The following is a 23,717-nucleotide window of genomic DNA, read 5'->3' as shown; positions in this document are numbered from 1 at the left end:
AATACCGGAAGACTTTATGCATCTGCTCTCCACCCGCCCCGGCGGCCACGTTGAAGACGGCGGCCAGGGTGTGGTGCGCGTGGAGCAGACGCCGGGCGACATCGTGGTGCTCAGCGCGGCCGACACCACGCTGTCCCTGCTGGCCGATGCGGCGCAGCAGTTGCCCGCCGGCTTTCCCACGGTGCGCCTGGCCAACCTGATGTGGCTGCGCCAGCCAGCCTCGGCCGACATGTACGTCGACGAGGTGCTGCAGCATGCGCGTGTGGTGGTCATAGACCACTTGGGGGCCGCCAGCGACTGGGCCTATGTGGTGGAACGGGTGCGCGAACTGGCGGGCGCGCGCGGCCAGTGGCTGGCCTTGTTCTCGGGCGATGCCGCCGAAGACCTGCAGCTGCTGCTGCGCAGCACCGCCCCCCATGAGGATTGCCGCGAACTCTGGCGCTGCCTGCGCGAAGGCGGCCGAGACAACGCCCGCACATTTTTTGAACTGATAGGCCATGCCGCCTTCGACCTGGGCGCACGCCCCGCGCCGCCCGAAGTGCTGCCGCCCGCCATGGTCTACCAGCCGCTGGAGACCGCTCCTTGGCGAGACGGCGTCCCGGCCGCGCTGCTGGTGTTTTACCGCGCCCATCTGCAGGCCGGCAACACCGCGGTGTTTGACGCCATGCTGGCCGCACTGAGCGCTGAAGGCCTCAACACCGTGGCCGTGGCGGTGGATTCGCTGAAGAACTCCACCAGCCTGGCGCTGCTGCGTTCGCTGGCCGCTGAACACGGCGTGGGTGTGGTGCTCAACGCCACCAGCTTCGCCATCACCGCGCTCGATGGCGACGACCTGGACAGCGTGCAGGGCGCGCAGATGGAGCCCCTGGCCGGCGATGCCCCGGTGCTGCAGCTGATCACCGCGGGCTGCTCACAGGAGCAGTGGCAGGCCGACCCGCACGGCCTGGCGCCGCGCGACCTCGCGATGCAGGTGGTGCTGCCCGAGGTGGACGGCCGCATAGGCACACGCGCCATCAGTTTCAAGGGCCTGGCCTGGCGCTGCGAACGCACCGAGGTGGACGTGGTGCGCTACCAGCCCGAGCCCGAACGCATGGCTTTTGTGGCCGAATTGGCGCGCCGCTGGTGCGCGCTGCAGTGCAAGCCCAACGACACCAAGCGCGTCGCACTGGTGCTGGCCAACTATCCCAATGACGACGCTCGCCTGGCCAACGGCGTGGGCCTGGACACGCCGGCCTCCACCGTGGCCCTGCTGCGCGCCATGCGAGAGGCAGGCTACGCCACAGGCGAATTGCCCGAAAGCGGCGATGCCTTGATCGCCGCGCTGGTGGCGGGCGTGACCAACAACCTGGACGCCAACCCCATGCGGCCCGCCGGGCAGAGCCTGGCCATGGCGGACTACCTGCAGGATTTCAACCGCCTGGACGCGGCCAGCCGCGATGCCGTCAACACGCTATGGGGCCCGCCCGAACAGGACCCGATGGTGCGCGGCGGCCGCTTCATGGTCTCCGGCCTGCGCCTGGGTAACGTGTTTGTCGGCATACAGCCCGCGCGCGGGCGCGACCTGGACCTGGTGGCGACCTACCACGATGCCGACCTGGTGCCCACGCACAACTACCTGGCCTTCTACTTCTGGCTGCGCCGCCAGTTTGCGGTGGATGCCGTGGTGCATGTGGGCAAACACGGCAACCTCGAATGGCTGCCCGGCAAAAGCGTGGCACTGGGCGCGGCCTGCTGGCCCGATGCCATCCTGGGACCGCTGCCGCACCTCTATCCCTTTATCGTCAACGACCCCGGCGAGGGCAGCCAGGCCAAGCGCCGCACGCAGGCCGTCATCATCGACCACCTGATGCCGGCGCTCACGCGCGCCGAGACCTACGGCCCGCTGCAAAAGCTGGAGCGGCAGATGGACGAGTACTACGAGGCCTTGTCGCTGGACCCGCGGCGCGCGCGGCGCCTGCGCGAGGACATCCTCGCGCATGTGCTCGCCGAGGGCCTGCATGCCGACCTGGGCTTTGCCAAACCTGCCGACGACGCGGGCCGCGAGGCGCTGCTGCAGCGGCTGGACGCCTACCTTTGCGAGATCAAGGAATCGCAGATCCGCGACGGCCTGCACATACTGGGCAGCTCGCCGCTGGGCCGCCAGCAGGTCGACACGCTGGTGGCGCTGGCGCGTTTTCCGGGCGGCGCGGCCGCCGGCCAGCGCAGCCTGCTCGCGGCACTGGCCCAGGACTTGAAGCTGGACGGCGTGGAAGGTTTTAACGCGCTAAGCCCCGAGTGGGCCGAGCCCTGGAACGGCCCGCGCCCAGCCGTGCTGCAAGCGCAAAGCGAGGACGCCTGGCGCCATGCCGGCCACACGCGCGAGCGCCTGGAGCTGCTGGCCCGCCAGCTGGTGGCCGGCCATGTGGTGGCCGATGCGGCATGGGATGAATCCGCCTGGCCGCACAGCACGCCGGTGCTGCGGCGCATGCGCGAGGTGCTGCGCCCGCGCCTGGACGCCTGCGGCCCAGAGGAAATTGCCCAGTGCCTGCGCGGCCTGGCCGGCCGTTTTGTGCCGGCCGGCCCCAGTGGCGCACCCTCGCGTGGCCGGCCCGACGTGCTGCCCACGGGGCGCAACTTCTATTCGGTGGACACACGCGCCGTGCCCACCCAGACCGCCTATGCCATGGGCGCGGCCGCCGCCGAACGTGTGGTCGAACGCCACCTGCAGGACCACGGCGAGATGCTGCGCTGCCTGGGCCTGTCGGTCTGGGGCACCAGCACCATGCGCACCGGCGGCGAGGACATTGCCCAGGCCTTTGCCTTGCTGGGCGTGCGGCCTAAGTGGGCCGAGGGCAGCAGCCGCGTGGTGGACATCGAGGTGCTGCCCATGGCCATGAAGCACCGGCCGCGTGTGGACGTGACCCTGCGCGTGTCGGGTTTCTTCCGCGATGCCTTCCCCAATGTGATAGACCTGTTCGACACCGCGGTGCGTGCCGTGGCCGCGATCAGCGAAGAGGATGAACCCGACGAGGTCAACCCGATACGCGCGCGCGTGCGGCGCGAGGCGCTGGAGGCGCAAGCCAGGGGCTTGAATGCCGAGGCGGCCGAACGCGAAGCCAGCTGGCGCGTCTTCGGCCCGCGCCCCGGCGGCTACGGGGCCGGCTTGCAGGAAGTCATGGCCAGCGGCCGCTGGAGCGACGGCGCCGACCTGGCCCAGGCCTATCTGCGCGCCGGCGCCTTTGCCTACGGCCAGGGCGGGCATGGCGTGGCGGCACGCGGCAGCTTCGAGCAGCGCCTGGCCGGCCTGGACGCGGTGCTGCACAACCAGGACAACCGCGAGCACGACGTGCTCGATTCGGACGACTATTACCAGTTCCAGGGCGGCATGGCGGTGGCGGTGCAGCAGCTGGCGGGCGCGCCTGCGGCGCTCTACCACGGCGACTTCAGCGTGCCCGGCGCGCCGCGCATACGCACGCTGGGCGAGGAAGTGGCGCGCGTCGTGCGCTCGCGCGCCGTCAACCCCAAGTGGCTGGAGGGCGTGCGCCGCCACGGCTACAAGGGCGCGTTTGAAATGGCGGCCACGGTGGACTACCTGTTCGCCTTTGACGCCACCACCGGTGTGGTGGGCGACCACCAGTACGCGCTGGTGGCCGAGGCCTATCTGCACGACGACATCAACCGCGCGTTTTTGCGGCAGCACAACCCCGGCGCCTTGCGCAGCATTGGCGAGCGCCTGCTCGAGGCCATGCGGCGCGGCCTGTGGCAGGCGCCGGGCGAGCACCGCGAACGCATTGAAGAGCATCTGCTGGCGCTGGAGCGCCGGCTTGAAGAACACGGAGAAGGACCCCTGGCATGAACACTCCCGAACTGAACATTTCCGCCGAGGCTGTTGAACCCGCCGAGCGCGCGGCCTTTCCGTTTACCGCGCTGGTCGGCCAGCCGCAGCTGCAGCGCGCACTGCAGCTCGCCGCCATAGACCCGGGCATAGGCGGCGTGCTGATCAGCGGCCCGCGCGGCACGGCCAAGTCCACCGCGGCGCGTGCGCTGGCGGCGCTCTTGCCCGGCGCGCCCTTTGTCACCTTGCCGCTGGCCGCCAGCCTGGAGCAGCTGGTGGGCACGCTCAATGTGGAAGACGTGCTGCGCGACGGCCGGGTGCGCCTGGCGCCGGGCCTGCTGGCGCGCGCTCACGGCGGCGTGCTCTATGTAGATGAGGTCAACCTGCTGCCCGATGCGCTGGTGGATGCCTTGCTGGACGCGGCCGCCAGCGGCGTGAACACGGTGGAGCGCGACGGCATCTCGCGCCAGCATGCCGCGCGTTTTGTGCTGGTGGGCACCATGAACCCGGAGGAGGGCGAGCTGCGCCCGCAGCTGCTGGACCGCTTTGGCCTGTCGCTGGTGCTGGCCAACCCGGTGGATGCCGCGCAGCGCACCGCCATCCTGCGCGCGCGCCTGGGCTTTGACGAAGATCCCGCCGCCCTGGCGCGGCAGCATGCGCAGGAGCAAGCCGCCTTGAGCGCGGCGCTGGTGGCCGCGCGTGCGGCGCTACCGAGCCTGGCCTGGTCCGACGAGGTGCTGAACCATGCGGCGGCTTGCGCGATCGCCGCCGGTGTGGACGGCATGCGCGCCGACCTGGTGATGCTGCGCGCCGCGCGCGCGCTGGCGGCGCTCGAAGGGCGCGGCGAAGTGACGCCGGCCGATGTGGATGCCGTGGCCGAACTGGCGCTGGCGCACCGCCGGCCCGAGGGCAGTGCGGCCCAGCCACCCGGCGCAAGCGGCCAGGCGCCACAAACCCCGCAAGCTCCCGAACGCCCGCAGGAGCAGCCGTCCGCGGCATCTGTACCGCAAGGCGACTGGGGCGCGCTGCCGGCCCAGCCCGAAGGCACGGCCAAGGTCCAGGCGATCGCGGGGTGGCCGCCAAAAAAAGCCTAGGCCACCGCAGCCGCCGCCCGCGCAAAGGGCCCGGCAGCTGGCGGTGGCCTCCCTCGCACACGCCTCTCACAACAACCGCGACACCCGGTGCCCGGCAGCGCAGCGCCGCCATCGCCTGGCTGCCCACGGTTGTGGCCAAGGGGCAGTCGCCGCTCAAGCGCGAGCACCTGCGCCGCCAGCCCGTGGCACTGCGCCCCAGCCGGCTGCACTGCATCGTGCTCGACACCTCGGGCTCCATGCGCCGGCACGGCCGCCTGGCCCTGGCCAAGGGCCATGCCGCGTTCATGATCGAGCAGGCCGCGCGCCTGGGCGACGAGGTGGCGCTGCTGCGCTTTGGTGGGCAGGGCGTGGAGCTGCTGCTGCCGCCCGGCCCCGCGCGTGCCGCCGGCAGCCAGCGCCTGCGCCCCGTGGGCGGCGGCGGCGGCACGCCGCTGGCCGAGGCCCTGGCGCAGGCCGGCCGCCTGCTGCAGCGCAGGCTTCAGCGCAACGGCCCCATCGAATGCTGGCTGTGGCTGCTGACCGACGGCCGCACGCTGGAGCAGCCGCTGCCGCCGGCCGCGCAGCACCTGGTGATCGTGGACTTTGACGATGCCAGCAAACCCCTGGGCCGCTGCGCCGCCTGGGCCGCCCGATGGGGCGCCGAGCACCGCCTGGCGTTGCCCGCCGCATGAATCATTTACAGACCTGACCTTTCCACACCGATGCCCGATACCGAAATCATTGTCTGCACCACCTGCCGCCCGGCTGGCGCATCGCGCGAGCTGCCCGCCCACGGCCTGGCGCTGTTCGAAGCCGTGCAGGAGGCGCTGCTGGTCTGCGAACTCGACACCGGCGAGCACAAGGGCCTGCAGCTGCGCGGCCTGGCCTGCATGAGCGGCTGCTCGCGCGCCTGCACCGTGACGCTGCAGGCGCAGGGCAAATTCAGCTATTACTTCGGCGACCTGGTCCCCGACCCCGAAACCGCGGCCCAGGTGATTGCCTGCGCGCAGCTGCACAAGCACAGCGCCGACGGCAACCTGGCCCGCAACACCCGGCCCGAGCGCCTGCGCGGCGGCATACTCGCGCGGCTGCCCCCTGTCGGCCTGGGCTCGACATGACGGGCCGAATCCATTACGTTTGCATCAATCAAGTTTCTTTTTTCACCCACCAACCCTAGCAACCCAAGGAGATCGCCATGACCGAACCGACAACGCTGACCCACAGCCCTTCCGACGTCCTGAACCCCGGCCTGGCCGTGCTGCGCCCGCTGCTGGGCGCCGCCGCGCTCGGCCTGGTCGTCCTGTACGGCGTGGCTTTCGCCGAAAGCCCGCTGGCCCACAACGCCGCGCACGACGTGCGCCACATCACCGTCAAACCCTGCCATTGAGCAGCCCCCGGGAGACATCCATGATTTTTCAACGACTGATCTGGGCGGCCCTGGCCACCGCGGTGGTGGTGGGCAGCCTGCAAACCGGCGTGCAGCGCTGGCAGGCCGCTCCGCTGATTCTGGCGGCCGAGGTGTACGAGGAGCAAAAGGCCGAGGCGCCCAAGCCGGCCGAAGCGCCCGCAGCCCATACGCATGCCGCAGGCACCGCCGCTCATGACCACGAGCATCCGCAAGGTGCTGCCAAGGAATGGGAGCCCGCCAACGGCGCCGAGCGCACCGGCTGGACCTGGGTGGCCAATATGCTGCATGCCTTCAGCATGGCGCTGCTGCTGTTCGCTGTCATGGGCGTATGGCTTTACCAGCGCGGTACTGCGGTGGCCTCGCTGCGCCTGGCCGGCGTGGTGGCGGCGGCCGGCTGGCTGAGCTTTCACTTCTGGCCCTCGCTGGGCCTGCATGCGGAAGTGCCCGGCATGGAAGCCGCGCCGCTGCAGGCTCGCCAGCTCTGGTGGGTGCTGGCGGTGGCCAGCGCGGCCGGCGCCTGCGCCGTGGCTGGGTTCTCGCGCGCATCCTGGCGCTGGCTGGTGGCCGCGGTTTTGCTGGCGCTGCCCTTTGTGGTGGGCGCGCCCAAGCTGCAGGGCGATGCCCTGGCCGGCTTCGGCCCTGAAGCCCACGCCGCGCTCGAGCAGCTGGGCACGCAGTTCATCTGGGCCACCACCTGGGTGTCCCTGTCGTTCTGGGTGAGCCTGGGACTGGCGGGCGGATGGGCTTTCCAGCGCTGGGTGCGCCCGGCTTTGCTGGCGGTGCTGCAGCGCGCCGATGCGCCCGCCGTGGCCGCCGTGCAAGCCCCGCAGTGAGTGCTCCGGCGGGTTCTGTGTCCACCGTCGGGGCGGGCCCGGCCGATCCGGCCGTGCCCGCTCACGCCTTTAGCGCCGTCGAGCAGCAGGCGGTGTATCGGGCCATTTACGAGCGGCGCGACATGCGCCACTTCAGCGGCGGCATGGTGGCCGACGAGCTGCTGCAGCGCCTGCTGTCGGCCGCGCACCATGCGCCCAGCGTCGGCTTTATGCAGCCCTGGCGTTTTATCCGTGTGCGCAGCAGGCCCTTGCGCGAGGGCGTGCATGCGCTGGTTGAACAGGAACGCGTGCTCACGGCCAAAGCCCTGGGCGAGCGCGAAGACGAGTTCATGAAACTCAAGGTGCAGGGCGTGCTGGACGCCGCCGAGGTGTTGGTCGTGGCCTTGCCGCCGGGCCGCGAGCAGCATGTGTTCGGCCGCCGCACCCTGCCCGAGATGGATCTTGCCTCGGCGGCCTGCGCCATCCAGAACCTCTGGCTTGCGGCCCGCGCCGAAGGGCTGGGCATGGGCTGGGTCTCCATGTTCGATCCGCAACAGCTGGCCGCGCTTTTGCGCATGCCCGAAGGCAGCAAACCGATCGCCGTGCTGTGCCTGGGGCCGGTGCAGGCCTTTTACGAGCAGCCCATGCTGCAGGCCGAAAAGTGGGCGCGCCGCGCGCCGCTGGCCGACATGGTGTTTGAGGACCTCTGGGGTGCCGCGCCTTCTTCCCCAGAAGCGCCATGATGGCCTGGACCGGCCTCTACCTTTTGCACAGCCTGCCTTATGCCGCCGGCTGCATGGTGCTGGCCCTCGGCTTGGCGCTGTGGATAGACAAGTACATGGGCGAGCCGCCTTCGCCTGTCCACCCGGTGGTCTGGATGGGCAACTACCTCAAGGCCTGCGGCAGCGTGACGGTGCGTTGCGCGCCGCCGGCGGCATTTGTGCTGGGCGCGCTGGCCTGGTGGCTGGGTGCAGCGCTGGTCGGCGCCATCGCCTGGGGCGCGCAGGCGCTGGTGTTCTGGCAACTGGCCGGCTATGCCGCGGCGCCGGCCTGGCAGGCCGCCATCGACAGCGTGCTGCTGGTCGTGCTGATGGCCTGGCTGCTCAAGTGTATGCTGTCCTGGCGCATGCTGCGCGAAGAAGTCGGCGCCGTGGAACTGGCGCTGGGCCAGTCGCTGGAGGCCGGGCGCGAGCGCCTCTCGTGGCTGGTGAGCCGCGACACCGCGCAGCTCAGTGCCAGTCAGGTGCGCGAAAGCGCGATTGAATCGCTGGCCGAAAACCTCAACGACTCGGTGGTCGCGCCCATTTTCTGGTTTGTGCTGCTGGGCCTGCCGGGGGCAGCCGTCTACCGCTTTGCCAACACCGCCGATGCCATGTGGGGCTACCGCGGCGTTTATCGCGGCAAGAACTGGGAATGGGCTGGCAAATGGGCCGCGCGCGCGGACGACGTGCTGTCCTGGCTGCCGGCGCGCCTCACGGCCTTGCTGCTGGCGCTGGCGGCGCGCGGCTTGCCCCTTCATGCCCTGTGCCGCGAAGCTCGCAGGACGCCTTCGCCCAACAGCGGCTGGCCCATGGCGGCCATGGCGCTGGCCCTCGGTGTTTCGCTGGGCAAGCCGGGCGTCTACATCCTGAACCCCCGGGGGCGGCCGCCCGAGGCGACGGACACCGCACTGGCCCAGGGCCTGGCCGCCCAGGCGGTGTTTGCGCAGGTCTTTCTTGCCATGGCGGCGATGCTGCTGGCAGCGATGGTGGCGGCATGAGCATCAAGCCGTCCCGCGTCCACGGTGGGCCCGACGGCCTGGGCGTGCCGCAGCATGATTTTTCGACCAACAGCAATGCCTGCGGGCCATGCCCAGTGGCGCTGGCCGCCGTGCGGCAGGCGGACGCCACACGGTATCCCGATGCCGGCTACACGGCCTTGCGCGCGCGGCTGGCGGCCTTTCATGGGGTGGACCAGGTGCGTGTGCTGCCGGCCGCGAGCGCCAGCGAATTTATCTTTCGCATCACGGCCTTGGCGGCCGGGCAGGGCGCGCGCGCCGTCTGGCTACCGCCTTTTAGTTACGGCGATTACGCGCAGGCGGCTGCCGCGCATGGCCTTGCCACGGTCAACGAGCCTGATGATGCGCAACTGCTCTGGGCCTGTGAGCCTTCCAGCCCGCTCGGGGCCGCGCAGGATAGTTTGAGTGCGCTGGCCGATGGCCGCCAAACCCTGCTTGTGCTGGACCGTGCCTACGAGCCTTTGCGGCTCAGCGCCGCACCCACATTAACGAACCGGCAACTCGACAGCGTCTGGCAGCTCTGGACACCCAACAAGGCCTTGGGCCTGACCGGCGTGCGCGCCGCCTATGCGATAGCGCCGCTGGGGCAAGAGGGCAGCGCCGCCGCGCTGGAGCAGCTGTGCCCTTCCTGGCCCGTGGGCGCACATGGCGAGGCCATGCTGCAGGCCTGGACCAGTGGGGAGGCGCAGGAATGGCTGGCTGCCAGCCTCAAGACTTTGCGCGAATGGAAGGCCAGGCAAATCGCGGCTTGCGAATCCCTGGGCTGGCGCTGCCTGTCCAGCGGGGCCAATTTTTTCTGCGCGCAGCCGGCCTTGCCTGAGGGTTTGAGCCTGCAAGAGGCGCTGGCCGCGCTGCGCGCCCAGGGCATCAAGCTGCGCGACACCACCTCCTTTGGCCTGCCCGGCCATGTGCGCCTGGGTGTGCAGCCGCCCGCTGTGCAGGATGCGCTGCACAATGCGTGGCAACAACTCCACCTAACTAATTCATGAGCGCAAAAAGTGTGATGGTGCTCGGCACCACCAGCGGCGCCGGCAAAAGCTGGCTGACCACCGCGCTGTGCCGCTACTACGCGCGCCAGGGGCTCAAGGTCGCGCCCTTCAAGGCGCAGAACATGAGCAATAACGCCAGGGTGGTTTCCCAAGGCGAGATCGGCAGTGCCCAATATTTCCAGGCCCTGGCCGCGAGGGCCGTGCCCGACGTGCGCATGAACCCGCTGTTGCTCAAGCCCGAAAAAGACACCCAAAGCCAGGTTGTGCTGATGGGCCAGGTCAATGCCGAGCTCTCGCGCATGGAGTGGCGCGGCCGTAGCGCTTCGGTCTGGCCCGTGGTGTCACGCGCGCTCGATGAGCTGATCGCCGACAACGACGTGGTGGTGATGGAGGGCGCGGGCTCGCCCGCCGAGATCAACCTCAAGGCCAGCGACATCGTCAATATGCGCGCGGCCCAGCACGCCAAAGCCGCCTGCCTGCTGGTGACCGACATAGACCGCGGCGGTGCGTTTGCCCATCTCTACGGTACCTGGGCTTTGCTCGATGAAGCCGAGCGGCGCAGCATCAAGGGTTTTGTGCTCAACAAATTCAGGGGCGACGCCAGACTGCTGGCGCCCGGCCCGCAAATGCTGCAGGACATGACGGGTGTGCCCACGGTGGCCACCTTGCCCATGTGGTGGCAGCACGGCCTGCCCGAGGAAGACGGTGTATTTGACGACCGCAGCGTGGCCAGCGGCGCTGTGACCCGAACCGTTGCGGTGATCGCTTATCCGCGCATCAGCAACCTCGATGAATTCCAGCCGCTCAAAAACGTGCCCGGCCTGCGCCTCAAGTGGGTGCGCAGCCCGGCCGAGCTCATGGGCGCCGACTGGGTCATATTGCCCGGCTCCAAGCACACCAGCGGCGACCTGGCCTGGCTGCGCGCGCAGGGGCTGGACCAGGCCGTGGCCGCGCACGCCGGCCGCGGCGGCGCGGTGCTGGGCATTTGCGGCGGCCTGCAGATGCTGGGCGAGGCGCTGATAGACCCGCACGGCATTGACGGCAACGCGCCCGGCCTGGGCTTGTTGCCCGTGGTCACGGTGTTTGACGAAGCCAAGACCGTGCGGCACCGGCAGGCCGCCTTCACGCCGCTGCGCGGGCTGTGGGCCGGCTTGTCGGGCGTGGGCGTGCAGGGTTATGAAATCCACCACGGCCAGACCGCGCCGCATTCGGCCATGGCGGCGGCCGGCGACATCGCGCATGCGGTGATGGCCGAAGGCCTGGCCTGGCAAAACCAGGCCGGCAACGTGCTGGGCCTGTATCTGCACGGCATGTTTGAAGACCCGCGTGTGCTGCAAGCCTTGTTCGGCGCGGCTGTGCCCACGCTGGACTCGGTGTTTGACGGGCTGGCCGATTACATCGCCGAGCACTTCGCGCCCGGCGTTCTGCAATCGCTGATCAGCAATCGCTAACCCATCATTGAACGCGCTTGAGCGGCCCGAAACAGGCCTCAAGTGAAGCGGCCTTGCAGACGATGAACTGGTCCTGCTTGGGACTGAACTGGATAAAGCGGATCACGCTTTCGTCCCCGTCCGTATGCAGGTCGCCCGAGCAGTCGCGCTTGCCGTTGCTGCTGGTCACGGTTTCGGTCAGCGGGTAAAAGCCCGTCGTTGTGGGCTTGGCCGGCACCTGGTAGTCGCCCTGGGTGACTTCCTCACCGCTGGTGCCCAGACGCCTGCCGTCGGTGCGGTATTGCCAGGTTTCGGTGCAGGTCTTGCCGGGCAGGGTCCAGCTCCAGGTGCCCACAATCGGATGGCTTGTTGCGGAGCTGGGGGCGGCGGGCTGGGCTTGCGCGAGGGTGCAGCACAGCAGGGCGGAAAGAATGCTGGGTCGTAAAAAAAGGTTCATGGCGGTGTGTGGGCGCTAAGGGCTATCCCGCGATTATGAAGACGCGGTGTAAAGCACCGGCGGGCCGCGCAGCCAAAGCCCTTGCCCGCTACGGGCGCTTTTGCGGCAGCTTGAGCGTCAGCGTGGTGCCCGTAGCCGAGGAATGCAGCAAAAGCTCCGCGCCTATGGCCTGGGCGCGGCGCTGCTGGTTGGCCAGGCCCTTGCCGCCGCCGGCCAGCGCCTCGCTGATGGAAAAACCGCCGCCGTTGTCGGCAATGATCACGCTGACATAACCGTCTTCGGCGCCGGTCATCACCCTGATCTGCGTGGCGTTGGTGTGCTTGAGGGTGTTGGTGAAGGCCTCCTGCAGGATGCGCAGTATGTGCAGCGCGTTGCGCGGGTTCAGCCAGTCCAGCGGCGGCACGTCGGAAACTTCCCAGCGCAGCGAGATGCCGGCGCCCGCCAGGCGCGGGCCCAGGCGAAAGCGCAGCGTGGCCAGTAGCAGCAGCAGGTCGGCCTCCACCGGCTCCATCGAATCTATGGTCAGCTTGAGGTCGTCTATACAGCCCTTGAGGACCTCGGCCACCTCGGCCTCGCCCAGCCGGCCGCCCTCGACCACGCGCAGCGCGCTGACCAGCGAGGAACCCAGGCCGTCGTGCATGTCCTGCGTGAGGCGCTGGCGCTCCTGGCTCAGCAGCTCGCGCTGCTCGACTTCGCGCAGCCTCTCATAGCTCGCCGCGAGTTCGGTTTCGCGGTTCTTGAGGCTTTCTTCCAGCCCGGTGTTGAGCTGCTCCACGGTGGCCAGGGCGCCCACGTACTGGCGGAACATGATCACCACAAACACGCCGAACATCAGCATGGCCGCATAAGGCGTGAGGTAGTAGCTCTCCAGGTCCAGCACGTACTTGAGGCGTGCCCAGTCGTAGACGCCGAACACATAGTTGACCAGAAAGACTGTTGACAGCATCTTCGCGTCCAGCGAGCGGCTGCGCCATGAGTGCCACAGCCCGACCGCCACGATGATTGTGGCCATGGAGATCAGCAGCAGGTGGGCATAGGGCCGCAGCGCCAGCAGGCTGGAGAAGACGGAGGCAAAGGGCAGCGTGACGATAGAAAACACCACAGCCATCGCCAGCATCACGCGACTGAGCCGGGGCATGGCGCGGCCGTGCAGGAACTGCAGGAAGTAGTGGGTGATCAGCGACTGCCACATCAGGGCATTGAGGGTCAGCCAGATAAACCAGGCGTCGCTGACGATGAGTTTTTCGGGGCCCAGCTGGAAATGCCAGCGGCGCGTGGCACCCAGCACCGCGATCGCGAACAGGTAGAGGCTGGCCGGCTGGCGGCGCACCACCCAGACAGCCAGAGAGAAAAGCCCCACCGCGAGGAAGGCCGCGCTGCACATAAAGGGCAGCTGGTAAGCCAGCCAGTCGCGCTTGGCGGCCATTTCGACCAGGCTGTCGGAGTCGCCGGCATAGAAGGAGGAAATCCCGGCCTCGGGCGAGGGCAGGCTGTCCAGTCGTATCAACAGGGTTTTCGGCGGCGGGCTGTCGGCGGTCAGGTTCAGCGGCAGCAGCAGCGCGGGGTGGTTAAAGAGGTTCCAGACCGGGCTGCCGGTGGAGCGGTAGCGCAACTGCCCGTCGGCATACACCGCGATCTGGCCGGCGGCGAGCCAGCGTATCAGGTAGAAATGCGTGGGGCCTTTGCTTCCCTGCAGCGCATCGAGGTGTATGCGCAGCCAGGTAGTGACCACCGGCCGCTTGCCGGTATCCGAAGCGGCCGGTGTTTCAATCACGCGCGGCAATGCCACCTGGGTCCAGCTTCCGGACAGGGCGCCGTCGTCGACCGTGGCGGCCAGCGGCTTGAAGCTCGCCGCCTCCACGCGCAGCATCTCGGCCTGGGTGTAGTGCACGACAGTCCCCGCGGCCCAGGCGGCGGGGCCGCAAGCCAGCAGCCAGGCACACAGCAGCAGCCAGCGAAGCATGCCTTCGCGCAGCTCAGGCCGCCAGAATGCCCTGGTTCCTGGCTTCATAAATCGCTTCGGCCCGGGAGTTCACATTGAGCTTGCTGTAAATACGCCGCACATAGGTCTGCACCGTGTGCTGCGAGACCTGCATCAGCCGCGCGATCTCGTCGGCGGTAAAGCCTTTGGTGATCAGCTCCAGCACTTCCTTTTCGCGGCTGGACAGCACGGCCTGCTCGCCGGCGGCCGGGGCCGGCGCGGCAGCCGGTGCCACCGGAGGCGCGGCGCGAAAGCGCATCAGAATCTGCCGCGCGATCAGCGGGCTGATCGGGCTGCCGCCGCCGTGCAGGCTGCGGATCTCGTGCAGCATGTTCTCGGGCTCGCTGTCTTTCAGCAGGTAGCCCGATGCGCCGGCCTCTATGGACTGCAACACATGCGCCTCATCGCCGAAGGCCGTGCACACCATGATGGCGCAGGTCGGCCACTGCGCATGCGCCGCGCGTATCACGTCTATGCCCGAGCCGTCGGGCAGGCCCAGGTCCACCAGCAGCACGTCGGCGGGCGCGCTTTGCAGCGACTGCAGGCCTTGCGCGCGCGTGCTGGCCAGGCTCATCAGGCGTATATCGGGCGAGGCCGCAATGGCGGTCACGATGGCGTTCTGGAAAAGGACGTCATCCTCCACGAGCGCCACGTGGATGAGGGACGGATTGGGGCTGGTCTGCTGCATCTCGGTTCCTGCATTGGCGCATGCCTTGTGCATGCCTGGCTTGCTCACCATGAGGGCGTGAGCGGGCGGCTGGAAATAATGCCATTGTGCTTCAAGGACGGGCCATTGCGTGTCCCCATATCTAGGGACAGTTTGGGATCCCGTGCGGCACGGAATTCCGGCCTGTTCGCCGGAAAGAGGGACAACAGCGTATCGGCGGATGACGGTGTTAACGCTTTTGTTGCAATCGGCGGAATCACATGGTTGCGGGGCGCTTTTCCGGCAGGCGCAATGTCAGCCGTGTGCCGGCTGCCGATGATTCAAACGCCACATCACCGCCTATGGCCTGCGCGCGGCGTCGCTGGTTGGCCAGGCCCTTGCCGCCGTTGCCTAGCGCTTCCTCCACCGCAAAGCCCTTGCCGTTGTCGGTGATGCCGACGCACACCCAGCCGTCGCCCGCGGCGGTGGTTACGCGTATTTCGCTGGCCTGGGCGTGCTTGAGGATGTTGGCGAAAGCCTCCTGCAGGATGCGCAAAATGTGCAGCGCGTTTGAAGGGTCCAGCCAGTCCAGCGCGGGGAGTTCCTGAACTTCCCAGAGCAGCGTGATGCCGGTGCCTTCCAGCCGGGGCTCGAGCCGAAAACGCAGTGTGGCCAGCAGCAGCAACAGGTCGGCTTCAACCGGCTCCATCGAGTCGATGGCGAGCTTCAGGTCGTCCATGCAGTCCTTGAGGGTTTGCTTCACGCGTTCGTCGCTCATGCCGCCGACCTCGACGGAGCGGATGGCGCTGATCAGCGTCGAGCCCAAGCCGTCGTGCATGTCCTGCATCATGCGCTGGCGTTCGTTGCTCAGCATCTGCTGCTGGGCGATCTCGCGCAGGCTGCGGTGGCTGGCTTCAAGTTCGGCTTCGCGCGCCCGCAGGCGCTCGGCCAGGCTGGCGTTGACCTGCTCGACCTCCGCAATGGCGCCGGTGTAACGGCGGTACATCACGTAACCGAAGACGCTGAAGGTGATCGCGTTGGTATGCGGGCCCAGATACCAGTTTTCGGGGCTGATGAAATTATTCTGTACCAGCCAGTCGGTCGCGCTGAAGAGCGTGGCCAGCACCGTCCCGATGGCCACCACCATGGCGTCGCGCGAGCGCCCCCAGGCGTTGACGATGCCCGCCACGCTGACGCTCACGCCCATCAGTGCGGCCACCACATACAGCATGGGCGTGGTCCTCGGCGTGTTGGGCAGGGCCGGCCACAGGGGCAGGGTCAGCAGGGCCATCAGCACGGACGCGGTGATCAGTGCCCGCGTCAGCCACAGTTGCCGGCGCCGGTGCAGCAGGCCGATTGAAAAGTGCACCACCGTGACCAGCCAGAACAGCGAGTTGACGGTGAACCAGGCAAACCAGTCGTTGGCAATCGGGAAGTTCACATAGAAATGCAGGCCCCGGATGAAGGACATGGCCGCCAGCACAAAAAACAGCAGGTAGCCCGGCTCATGCCGGCGCCGCAACCACACCAGCAGGGCGAAGATGCCGACCGCGAGGAAAGCCGAGCTGAACATGCCCGGCAATTCCTGCTGCAGCCATTGGCGGCCGTGGTAGCGCCAGCTGATGGCATCCACCGGGCCCAGCCACAGTGACGACAGCGCCACTTGGGTCGCCGCCGTGTGCTCGATGCGCAGCGTGATCTCGCGCGGCGGGCGGCCATCGGGTGATTTCTCCAGCAGCACCCACAGCGGCGTGTGCGGGCTGTTCCATAAGGGGCCTTGCTGCTGTGCGGTGTGTATCAGGTGACCGTCGGCATACACCGCGAGGGTGCCGTCGGTGCGCACGCGGGCCGCATACAGCGCCAGCGGCGCGGACGATGCCGGGACCGGCGGCACGGTCAGTCGAAACCAGCTGGTGCGTGTGACGGGTGCCACACCGGCGGATGCTGCCGCCCGGGCCTGTCCCAGCACCGAGACGGGCAAGGCGTGCGGCAGCGCAACGGGTTGCCAGTGGTCCAGCAGGGTTTGGCCGTCGAGGGTGAGCGGTGGCGAGGTGAAGCCCGCATCGGTTTGCACCTGCCAGTCAGCCTGGGTGAGATGCAGGGCCGCTGCGCCGGGGGAAGCACCCGCGCGGGTGTCCGCAGAGTCGCAGGCGACAAGACCCGTCAGCACCGCGGCTGCTGCCAGCAGCGCTACGCGGGGCAAAAAACGCAGGAGCCGGTGGTTATGAAAGGGCATGCGCACGGCAACTACTGCGACAGAATGCCCTGGTGCCTGGCTTCGTAGATCGCTTCAGCCTTGGAGGTGACCTTGAGTTTGCTGTAGATGCGCCGCACAAAAGTGCGCACCGTGAAGGGCGACAACTCCATCAGCCTGGCAATTTCCACCGCGGTGAAACCTTTGGTGATGTAGTCCAGCACTTCCTTTTCACGCGCCGACAGCAGCGAGGACGCGTCGATATCGGCGGGCGTCGTGCCGGCGCCCGCTGCGGTGCTGCGGCGAAAGCGCGCCAGCACCTGCCGGGCGATGATGGGGCTGATCGGGCTGCCGCCGCTGGCCAGGCTGCGGATCTCGGCCGCCATTTTCAGCGGTGAGCTGTCTTTCAGCAGGTAGCCGGCAGCGCCGGATTCGATCGACTGCATCACATGCGTCTCGTCGCCAAAATTGGTACTCACCATGATGCTGCAGGCCGGCCACTGCTGGGAAGCCGCGCGGATCACGTCGATGCCTGAGCCATCGGGCAGGCCCAAATCAACCAGCAGCACATCGGCCGGCGGTCGCTTGAGCATCTGCAAGCCTTCGGCGCGGGTGCCCGCCGCGCCCACCAGGCGCATGTCAGAAGCGCCCTGCACCACGCGACTCAGCGCCCCGCGAAAGCTCGGATCGTCCTCGACGATTGCGACGTGGATCACGGGCAGGTCTTGTTCAGCGGGAGGTGCATTCATCAGGCGACATTTTGCGACGGTTTTGGTCGCACGACTCGCTATTCGTGTAGATTGTTTGTTCTACATGCAAGCCGGTAACCGGTGTCTGGTCACCGGCAAGGCCTGTTCGCTGCCCGTCAGTGCCGGTGATCATGCCACCCGGATGATCCATGTGCTATATTTTTGATAGCGATTGGCGCCCATTTCTGCTGGTCTAAGGTCCAATATTGAGTCCGGGAGCGACCCCTGAAGATATCTGGGTGTAGCGAATATGTGCGACAGACAGCGGCTTTCGTGTTTCGTACGATGACGGCCGGTCAGGCAGGCGTTCCACAACAGCGGGGGGGCGCCGGCCCGACTGATTGGCGAGCAACCTGGTTCGCTGCAAGTCCCGCCCGTCAACGAAAGCTTCCATGAAAAGCCACGCCAGCATGAACCGTATTTACCGCCTCGTCTGGAACACCGCCCTGAGCCTGTGGGTGGCTGTGGCTGAGAACGCCAGAGGCAAAAGCAAGGGCGGCTCGGTTCGCCCAAGTGTGGATTGCAGTTCGGTTCATCAAGGTGATGGCGGGTATGGGGGCGAAGGTGGTGGCGGGTTCACGCTTAACGCCGTCTGCAAGGCGGCTCTCGGTGTTCTGTCATCTCTCTTGCTTATGGTTCCGCAGGCGGACGCTGCAGATGCGGCCAATGCGGCCGTCGTCGCCGGCGCAGGCACCGTCGCCACCGCGGGCAACGTCACCACGATCAACCAGGCGACGCAGAGACTGGCGATTGACTGGACTTCACTGTCCACCCGTGCCAATGAGGCTTTGGTATTCAACCAGCCCAACGCGCAGGCTATTGCGTTGAACCGCATCACCGGCAGCAGCCCCAGCGAGCTGCTCGGCAGCCTCACGGCCAATGGCCAAGTGTTTATCCTGAACCCGAACGGTGTGCTGTTTGGCGCGGGGTCGCAAGTGAACGTCGGCGGACTGGTGGCTTCTACCTTGAACATGAGCAATGCCGACTTCATGGCCGGCAACAACGTGTTCACGGGCTCCGGCGGCTCGGTGGTGAATCAGGGCACGCTGAACGCAGGGCAGGGCGGCTACCTGGCGTTGCTGGCCCCCGAAGTGCGCAACGAAGGTGTGATGACCGCCACGCTGGGCACTGCGCTGCTTGCCGCTGGCAACAAGGTCACGCTGAACCTCGACAACGGCAGCCTGCTGGGCTACAGCATTGACCAGGGCGCGATCAATGCGCTGGCCGAGAACAAACAGCTGATCCAGGCCAACGGCGGGCAGGTGCTGCTGGGCGCGAAAGCGCTCGACAGCCTGACCTCCGCCACGGTGAACAACACCGGCATCATTGAAGCGAAGACCCTTGCCAACAAGGCCGGCCGCATCATGCTGATCGGCGACATGGAACACGGCATGGTCCATATCGGCGGCACGCTGGATGCCAGCGCACCCGACGGCGGTGACGGCGGCTTTATCGAAACCAGCGCCGCGAACTTCAGGATACTGCCAAGCTTCAGGGTCAATACGCGGGCGCCGCAAGGCAAGAACGGCAACTGGCTGCTGGACCCGGCCACGATGACCATTGCGGCCGGCAATGGTGCGGCGGCCAACACCATTTATGAGGACACGCTTGAAGCCGCGGGTTCCGACATGACCATCCAGGCCACGGACTCGATCAACACGACGGGCAACTTCAGCAATGCCGATGTGGAAATGCCCAGTGGCCTGAACCTCATCATCAAGACGACCGGGGCAAGCGGCACCGGCATAGACCTCACGGGCAGCGGGGACGGCACCGCCCTGACCTTCAAGGTCTCAGGCGGCGGCACGATTAACGTGAATACAGCCTCGGCCTCCCAGTCCATCAAGAGTTCCGGGCTCGCCGTGACCGGCGGCGCCGGCACGATCACCGTCAACTCCGCCGGCGCGCTGGATATCAGCAACGCGGCTGTGCAGACTGCCGGAGGGGCGATCTCGCTGACCGGGGCGGGCCAGGCCGGAAACTCGGGCGTGTTGGTGTCCCAGAGCACCGTGAACGCAGGCACCGGCGCCCTCACCATCAACGGCATCACGGCGGACACGGCGCAGTACGGCGTGCTGCTGGACCGTGCCACCCTCACCAGCGGCAATGCCAACATCAGCAGCGCCAGTTCAGCCATCAAGCTGGCCGGCAGCAGTTTGACCAGCAGCGGAAACATCAGCATTGACGCATCCAATACCAATTCAGGCAATAACGCGGTCGAGCTGGTCAACAGCGGGGCCACACAGACCAACGTCAGCACCACCGGCAGCGGCACCATAGGCATCACCGGAAAGCTCAAGAGCGGCGGCGCCGCTGCTGTCGCCGCCAGCGGCTCGGCGGCAGGCGTGGCCATCACCAACTCCAACGTGGCAGGCGGCGCCGGCACTATCACCATCATCGGCGAGTCGGGCTGGGGCACCATCATTGCCCAGGCGGCCCGCGGGGTGCGGCTGGACTCACTGGCCAAGGTCACGGGTACGGGCAACATCGCCGTTACCGGCAATGCACACACCACGTCGACGGCCCACAGCGTCGCCGTTGAGCTGGGCACCGGCTCCGAGGTGTCCAGCACCGGCGGCAACGTGGAGGTCAGGGGCCAGATGCTCAGTGCCCTCGCCGCCGCCGCGGATACCAAGGGCATCATTGCAAAAGGCAAGCTGCAGTCCGGCGCGGCCAGTCGCATCTTTCTCGACGGCGTCGCTGATATGGACGATGGCACGACCGGCATCGGCATCCTGGTCGATGCCGGCGCCGACCTGATCGCGGGCACGGGCGGGCTCTCCGTTTCAGGTGCTGGGCAGGGCCTCTCGACAACGGCAACCTTCACGGGCATCTCCATGGCGGGCGGCAGCCTCAGCTCGACCGGCGCGATCAGCATGGACGGCCGCGGGAATTCGGCGGTGGTACACGCTGCCGGTTCCCAGGGCCTGAGCCTGACCGGCGGCAGCATCAACTCCAACGGCGCGGCCATGTCGCTGCTCGGGTCGGGTATGGCGCCGGCCTCGCCGGCCATCAACTTTGACCTGAACATCAACGGCACCGGCATCAACAGCGGGGGCGGGGACATCGCGCTGCGGGGTGAGCGTGTCAACATCGGCAGCGCCGTCAACGCGGGCGCGGGCAGGGTGACGATCAATACGGTCAGCAGCTTCCGGGCGATCACGCTTGGCGGGGCGTCTGAAACCGCCGCCATGAACCTGAGCAACGACGAGCTCAACCGGATCACCGCTTCGGCGATCGCGATCGGCCGCATCAACAACACCGGCGGCATCGTGATCGGCAACACCGGGGGCGATATCAATCTGGCCAGCTCGCCGACCCTGAGCCTGATCAACAACAACGTCACGGGCGCGATCAGCCAGACGGCGGCCATCACTGTCGCCAACCTCAACGCCAATGCACGAAGCGTCGTCCTGGCCAATACTGGCAACCAGATCAGCCAGATCAGCGGGCGGGCCTACGACACGGCCAATTTCCAGGTCCGCTCCGCCTCTGCGCTGTCTGTGGGAACGGTTGACGGAACGGCCGGCATCACCCACTCCGGAACCGGTATGGTGATGCTGCACAGCAGCGGCGCCGTGACGCAAACCCAGGCCATCGTCGGGAACACCTTGCAGGTCACCAGCTTCGGGGGCATGACGCTGACCAACGCAGGCAACCGGATCCAGAGTTTCGGCAACCTCACCAACAGCTTATCGGGCAACCTCACCCTTCGCAACACCGCCGCCACCGCCAGCTTCCTGAGCGGCATTTTCAGCCAAGGCCGCGTCGATATCGCCAACACGGGCAATATCTTTTTGGGTGGCAGCGCCCTTTCAACTTCGAGTAACGCCACGGGTACGACTGCGGGCACCGCCGGCTTCAGCCTGGTGGCCACGGGCGGCATCAGTGCGCAAACAGTCTCGCCCAACATCTGGACCCCCTCGGGTGGCTCGGTCTACCTGGAGGCGGGCAACGGCAGCATAGGCGCCAGCACCGCTGCCCCGGTGACTATCTGGGACGCGAGCTCGGTCACCGCGGTGGCGAACGGCGGCGCTTCGCAAGTCAACCTCGCACTGAATAGTGGCGCCAGCCTCGAAAACATCAGCGCACCGGGCGCTGTCAGCGTCACCGCCGCGGCCGGCAACCTCGCGGTCAAGACGGTGGCCGGCAGTTCAGTCACCCTTGGTGCCGCGGCCGGCACCATCACGGATGCCAATGGCGCGGCCAACAACATCACCGCCACCACACTCAACGCATCCGCGCGCGACGGCATCACGCTGGGCACCGATGTGACCGGCCTGCAAACGTTGACGACCACAGGCGCCACCGGCGACATCAGCATCGCCGCCGCCAATGCCGTCAACACCAGCAACTTCGGCATCACCACCAACGCCGGGTCGGCACAGACGGTCAGCCTGTCGTCAAGCGCCGGCATCACGGTAGACGCCGCCTTCGGCAATGTGCAGGACAAATTGAAGTTGACCACGACCGCCGGCAACATCGCCATCAATGGCGCGCTGACGGCCAGCGAGCTGATGCTGAGCGCCGCCGGCACCAGCACCCAAACCGCAGCGATCACTGCAACCGGCCTGGAGTTGCTGGGCACCGGCACGCACACGCTCAACAACGCAGGCAATGCGGTGACGACGCTGGCGGGCAACACTGGCAATGCCGAGTACTCGCAAGCAGGTGCGCTGTCTGTCGGCACCGTCAACACTGTGGGCCTTACCGCTACCGGCAAAGTGCTGGTGCGCACTACGGGCGCGGCCAGTGACCTCACGCTGAACAACGGCGTCACTTCCGGCAGCGCGGCCAATGATTCACTGGTGCTGGCCGCCGGCCGCAACTTTGTGAACAACGCGGGCGCAGGCGCGCTCAATCCCGGCGCGGGCCGCTTCCTGGTGTATTCGACCGATCCGACAGCCAACACCTTCGGCGGCCTGGTCTCCACCGGCAATGCCTTTGGCCGCACCTTTGCGGCCAACGCACCGACCCATGCGTCGATGACTTCTCTCACCGGCAACCGCTTTGTCTACAGCGTTGTGCCGACGCTCAATGTGAGCGGCGACAACCAGAGCAAGGCCTACGGTGGCGCCGACCCGGCTCTCACCTACACCGTCAACAGCGGCCTGGTGGCGGGCGACACCGCGGCTACTGCGCTGGGCGGCGCGCTGTCGGCGCCCACAGGTACTGCCACGACCGGCCCCACGCATGCCATCACGCAGGGCACGCTGGCGTCGGCCCTGGGTTACAACGTCGTCTACACCAACGGCACGCTGACGATGACCGGTACGCCGCCCGCACCACCTTTGCCTGCATCTGCTTTCGGCGTGACTGCAGCACTGGACGGGGCATACGTGACCGCGCTCAACACCATTGCCGGCACGGACAAACTCACGGGCAACAGCATCGACAGTGAATCGACCGTGCTCGATGATGCCGCGCTCATCAAGGCACTGAACACCGCCGCCGCGGAGGCCGAAGGGCAGGACAAAGCCGAATAGGCAGCGTCGCTTTGAGGGGCGCTGGCCCCCACCCCAGCCCTCCCCCAGTGGGGGAGGGAGCAAGAGGGGTATGTACTCCCTCCCCCTCTGGGGGAGGCTTGGGTGGGGGCCTGCAGCAGTGTCACCAGAACTGGGGACAGACAGTTGACATGCCCTTTGCCACAGTAGGGCAACCATCAACCCGGGGCCCGGCCGGGCCCCCCTGTTGTCCTGGCTTGGAGAGACTGGATTGAACTGTTACCCCACCACTGTCCTGCTTGCAGGAGGCGACGCGCTGATGCGCGACGGCCTCAGGATGCTCTTGTGCCGGCACGATGGCTTTGAGGTCGTGGCGGAAACCGACGATGTTGCGGCCGTGGTGCCGCTGGCGGGCCTGCTCCTGCCCCCGCCGCAATTGGTGCTGCTGGATATGGACCTTCCAGGTGCGCCGCCGCTGGATATCGTGTCCGCCATCAAGGCCGGTTTTGGCGGCACCGTCAAGGTGCTGGTGCTGACCGGCGAGCTGCGGCCCGGCGTACTGCGGCAGGCATTGTCGGCGGACGCCGACGGCTACGCGCACAAAAGCGAAGACGGGGCTGAGCTTATGCGGGCTGTGCAGGCGGTGCTCGCCGGCCGGCAGCATGTCAGCCGTGGCATCGCCAAGGTCTTCCTGCCGGGCTCCCTGCGCAGGGATGCGCCTGATGGGTTACCCGCCGCCACGCCGCGCCAGCGCGAGATCATGTCCCTGGTAGCGTGCGGGCTGAGCAACCGCGAAATCGCCAAAGTGCTGTCCCTCAGCGTGTTCACGGTGCGCACCCACCGGCAAAACCTGGGCGAGAAATTCTCGCTGCGCAACGCGGCCCAGATCACGGCTTGCGCCGTGCGGTGCGGTTACTACACGCCGCCCTGAGCGGCGCCTTGC

Annotated in this window: 17 protein-coding genes and 1 pseudogene; 13 read left to right on the top strand and 5 right to left on the bottom strand. The window is 67.4% G+C overall.

Annotated features, from left to right (window positions below; genetic code table 11):
- The first annotated feature begins 16 nt into the window (after positions 1-16).
- The 10 genes from cobN to BLQ85_RS04515 all read left to right on the top strand — a co-directional run bounded on the left by cobN (position 17) and on the right by BLQ85_RS04515 (position 11,324).
- The gene (gene cobN, locus BLQ85_RS04560; protein WP_074575815.1) at positions 17-3,835 is read left to right on the top strand and encodes a cobaltochelatase subunit CobN; all 3,819 of its coding nucleotides are present in this window, start codon (positions 17-19) and stop codon (positions 3,833-3,835) included.
- Positions 3,832-4,908 (top strand): ATP-binding protein, encoded by a 1,077-nt coding sequence (locus BLQ85_RS04555; protein ID WP_074575191.1) that lies wholly within the window; start codon positions 3,832-3,834, stop codon positions 4,906-4,908. Before cobN ends, BLQ85_RS04555 begins: the two co-directional genes overlap by 4 nt.
- Positions 4,887-5,579 carry a vWA domain-containing protein gene (locus BLQ85_RS04550; protein ID WP_083336746.1) on the top strand — a complete coding sequence of 231 codons (693 nt, stop codon included), beginning with the start codon at positions 4,887-4,889 and terminating at the stop codon, positions 5,577-5,579. Before BLQ85_RS04555 ends, BLQ85_RS04550 begins: the two co-directional genes overlap by 22 nt.
- Before the next feature lie 30 nt (positions 5,580-5,609).
- The gene (locus BLQ85_RS04545) at positions 5,610-6,005 is read left to right on the top strand and encodes a DUF1636 family protein (protein ID WP_074575190.1); all 396 of its coding nucleotides are present in this window, start codon (positions 5,610-5,612) and stop codon (positions 6,003-6,005) included.
- Between the two features lie 77 nt (positions 6,006-6,082).
- On the top strand, positions 6,083-6,274 hold the full coding sequence (locus BLQ85_RS04540; RefSeq protein ID WP_074575189.1) for a CbtB domain-containing protein: 192 nt from the start codon (positions 6,083-6,085) through the stop codon (positions 6,272-6,274).
- Positions 6,275-6,294: 20 nt separating this feature from the next.
- The gene (locus tag BLQ85_RS04535) at positions 6,295-7,128 is read left to right on the top strand and encodes a CbtA family protein (protein WP_074575188.1); all 834 of its coding nucleotides are present in this window, start codon (positions 6,295-6,297) and stop codon (positions 7,126-7,128) included.
- Between the two features lie 17 nt (positions 7,129-7,145).
- The gene (gene bluB / locus BLQ85_RS04530; protein ID WP_074575187.1) at positions 7,146-7,850 is read left to right on the top strand and encodes a 5,6-dimethylbenzimidazole synthase; all 705 of its coding nucleotides are present in this window, start codon (positions 7,146-7,148) and stop codon (positions 7,848-7,850) included.
- Positions 7,847-8,866, top strand: coding sequence for an adenosylcobinamide-phosphate synthase CbiB (gene cbiB, locus BLQ85_RS04525; protein WP_371327262.1), 1,020 nt, complete (start codon positions 7,847-7,849; stop codon positions 8,864-8,866). The genes bluB and cbiB overlap by 4 nt, the downstream gene beginning before the upstream one ends.
- A complete protein-coding gene (locus tag BLQ85_RS04520) occupies positions 8,863-9,873 on the top strand; it encodes an aminotransferase class I/II-fold pyridoxal phosphate-dependent enzyme (protein ID WP_074575186.1) in 1,011 nt (336 codons plus the stop codon). The genes cbiB and BLQ85_RS04520 overlap by 4 nt, the downstream gene beginning before the upstream one ends.
- On the top strand, positions 9,870-11,324 hold the full coding sequence (locus tag BLQ85_RS04515; protein ID WP_074575185.1) for a cobyric acid synthase: 1,455 nt from the start codon (positions 9,870-9,872) through the stop codon (positions 11,322-11,324). The genes BLQ85_RS04520 and BLQ85_RS04515 overlap by 4 nt, the downstream gene beginning before the upstream one ends.
- A 4-nt stretch (positions 11,325-11,328) precedes the next feature.
- Here BLQ85_RS04515 and BLQ85_RS04510 read toward each other — a convergent pair whose 3' ends face one another.
- The 5 genes from BLQ85_RS04510 to BLQ85_RS04490 all read right to left on the bottom strand — a co-directional run bounded on the left by BLQ85_RS04510 (position 11,329) and on the right by BLQ85_RS04490 (position 17,330).
- On the bottom strand, positions 11,329-11,760 hold the full coding sequence (locus BLQ85_RS04510; protein ID WP_074575184.1) for a hypothetical protein: 432 nt from the start codon (positions 11,758-11,760) through the stop codon (positions 11,329-11,331).
- Between the two features lie 88 nt (positions 11,761-11,848).
- Positions 11,849-13,771: a sensor histidine kinase gene (locus BLQ85_RS04505; RefSeq protein ID WP_074575183.1), complete on the bottom strand. Its 1,923-nt coding sequence runs from the start codon at positions 13,769-13,771 to the stop codon at positions 11,849-11,851.
- Positions 13,737-14,429, bottom strand: a complete 693-nt coding sequence (locus BLQ85_RS04500) for a response regulator transcription factor (protein WP_074575813.1) — start codon at positions 14,427-14,429, stop codon at positions 13,737-13,739. The genes BLQ85_RS04505 and BLQ85_RS04500 overlap by 35 nt, the downstream gene beginning before the upstream one ends.
- Before the next feature lie 235 nt (positions 14,430-14,664).
- Entirely contained in the window at positions 14,665-16,623 is a 1,959-nt protein-coding gene (locus BLQ85_RS04495; protein ID WP_074575182.1) for a sensor histidine kinase, read from the bottom strand.
- A gap of 11 nt (positions 16,624-16,634) precedes the next feature.
- Positions 16,635-17,330, bottom strand: a complete 696-nt coding sequence (locus BLQ85_RS04490; protein ID WP_074575181.1) for a response regulator — start codon at positions 17,328-17,330, stop codon at positions 16,635-16,637.
- Between the two features lie 392 nt (positions 17,331-17,722).
- Here BLQ85_RS04490 and BLQ85_RS24945 point away from each other — a divergent pair.
- From BLQ85_RS24945 to BLQ85_RS04480, 3 genes and pseudogenes are all read left to right on the top strand, one after another.
- Positions 17,723-17,827 (top strand): annotated as a pseudogene (locus BLQ85_RS24945) (ESPR domain-containing protein); the annotation flags it as partial.
- 135 nt (positions 17,828-17,962) lie between these two features.
- Positions 17,963-22,816, top strand: a complete 4,854-nt coding sequence (locus BLQ85_RS04485; protein ID WP_254779712.1) for a beta strand repeat-containing protein — start codon at positions 17,963-17,965, stop codon at positions 22,814-22,816.
- 229 nt (positions 22,817-23,045) lie between these two features.
- Positions 23,046-23,705, top strand: coding sequence for a LuxR C-terminal-related transcriptional regulator (locus tag BLQ85_RS04480; RefSeq protein ID WP_139200894.1), 660 nt, complete (start codon positions 23,046-23,048; stop codon positions 23,703-23,705).
- Positions 23,706-23,717: the final 12 nt, after the last annotated feature.

This window comes from Polaromonas sp. JS666, assembly GCF_900103405.1.
Lineage (GTDB): Bacteria > Pseudomonadota > Gammaproteobacteria > Burkholderiales > Burkholderiaceae_C > Polaromonas.
The sequence above is the reverse complement of the archived record's forward strand: the minus strand, read 5'-3'. Positions and strand labels throughout refer to the sequence as shown.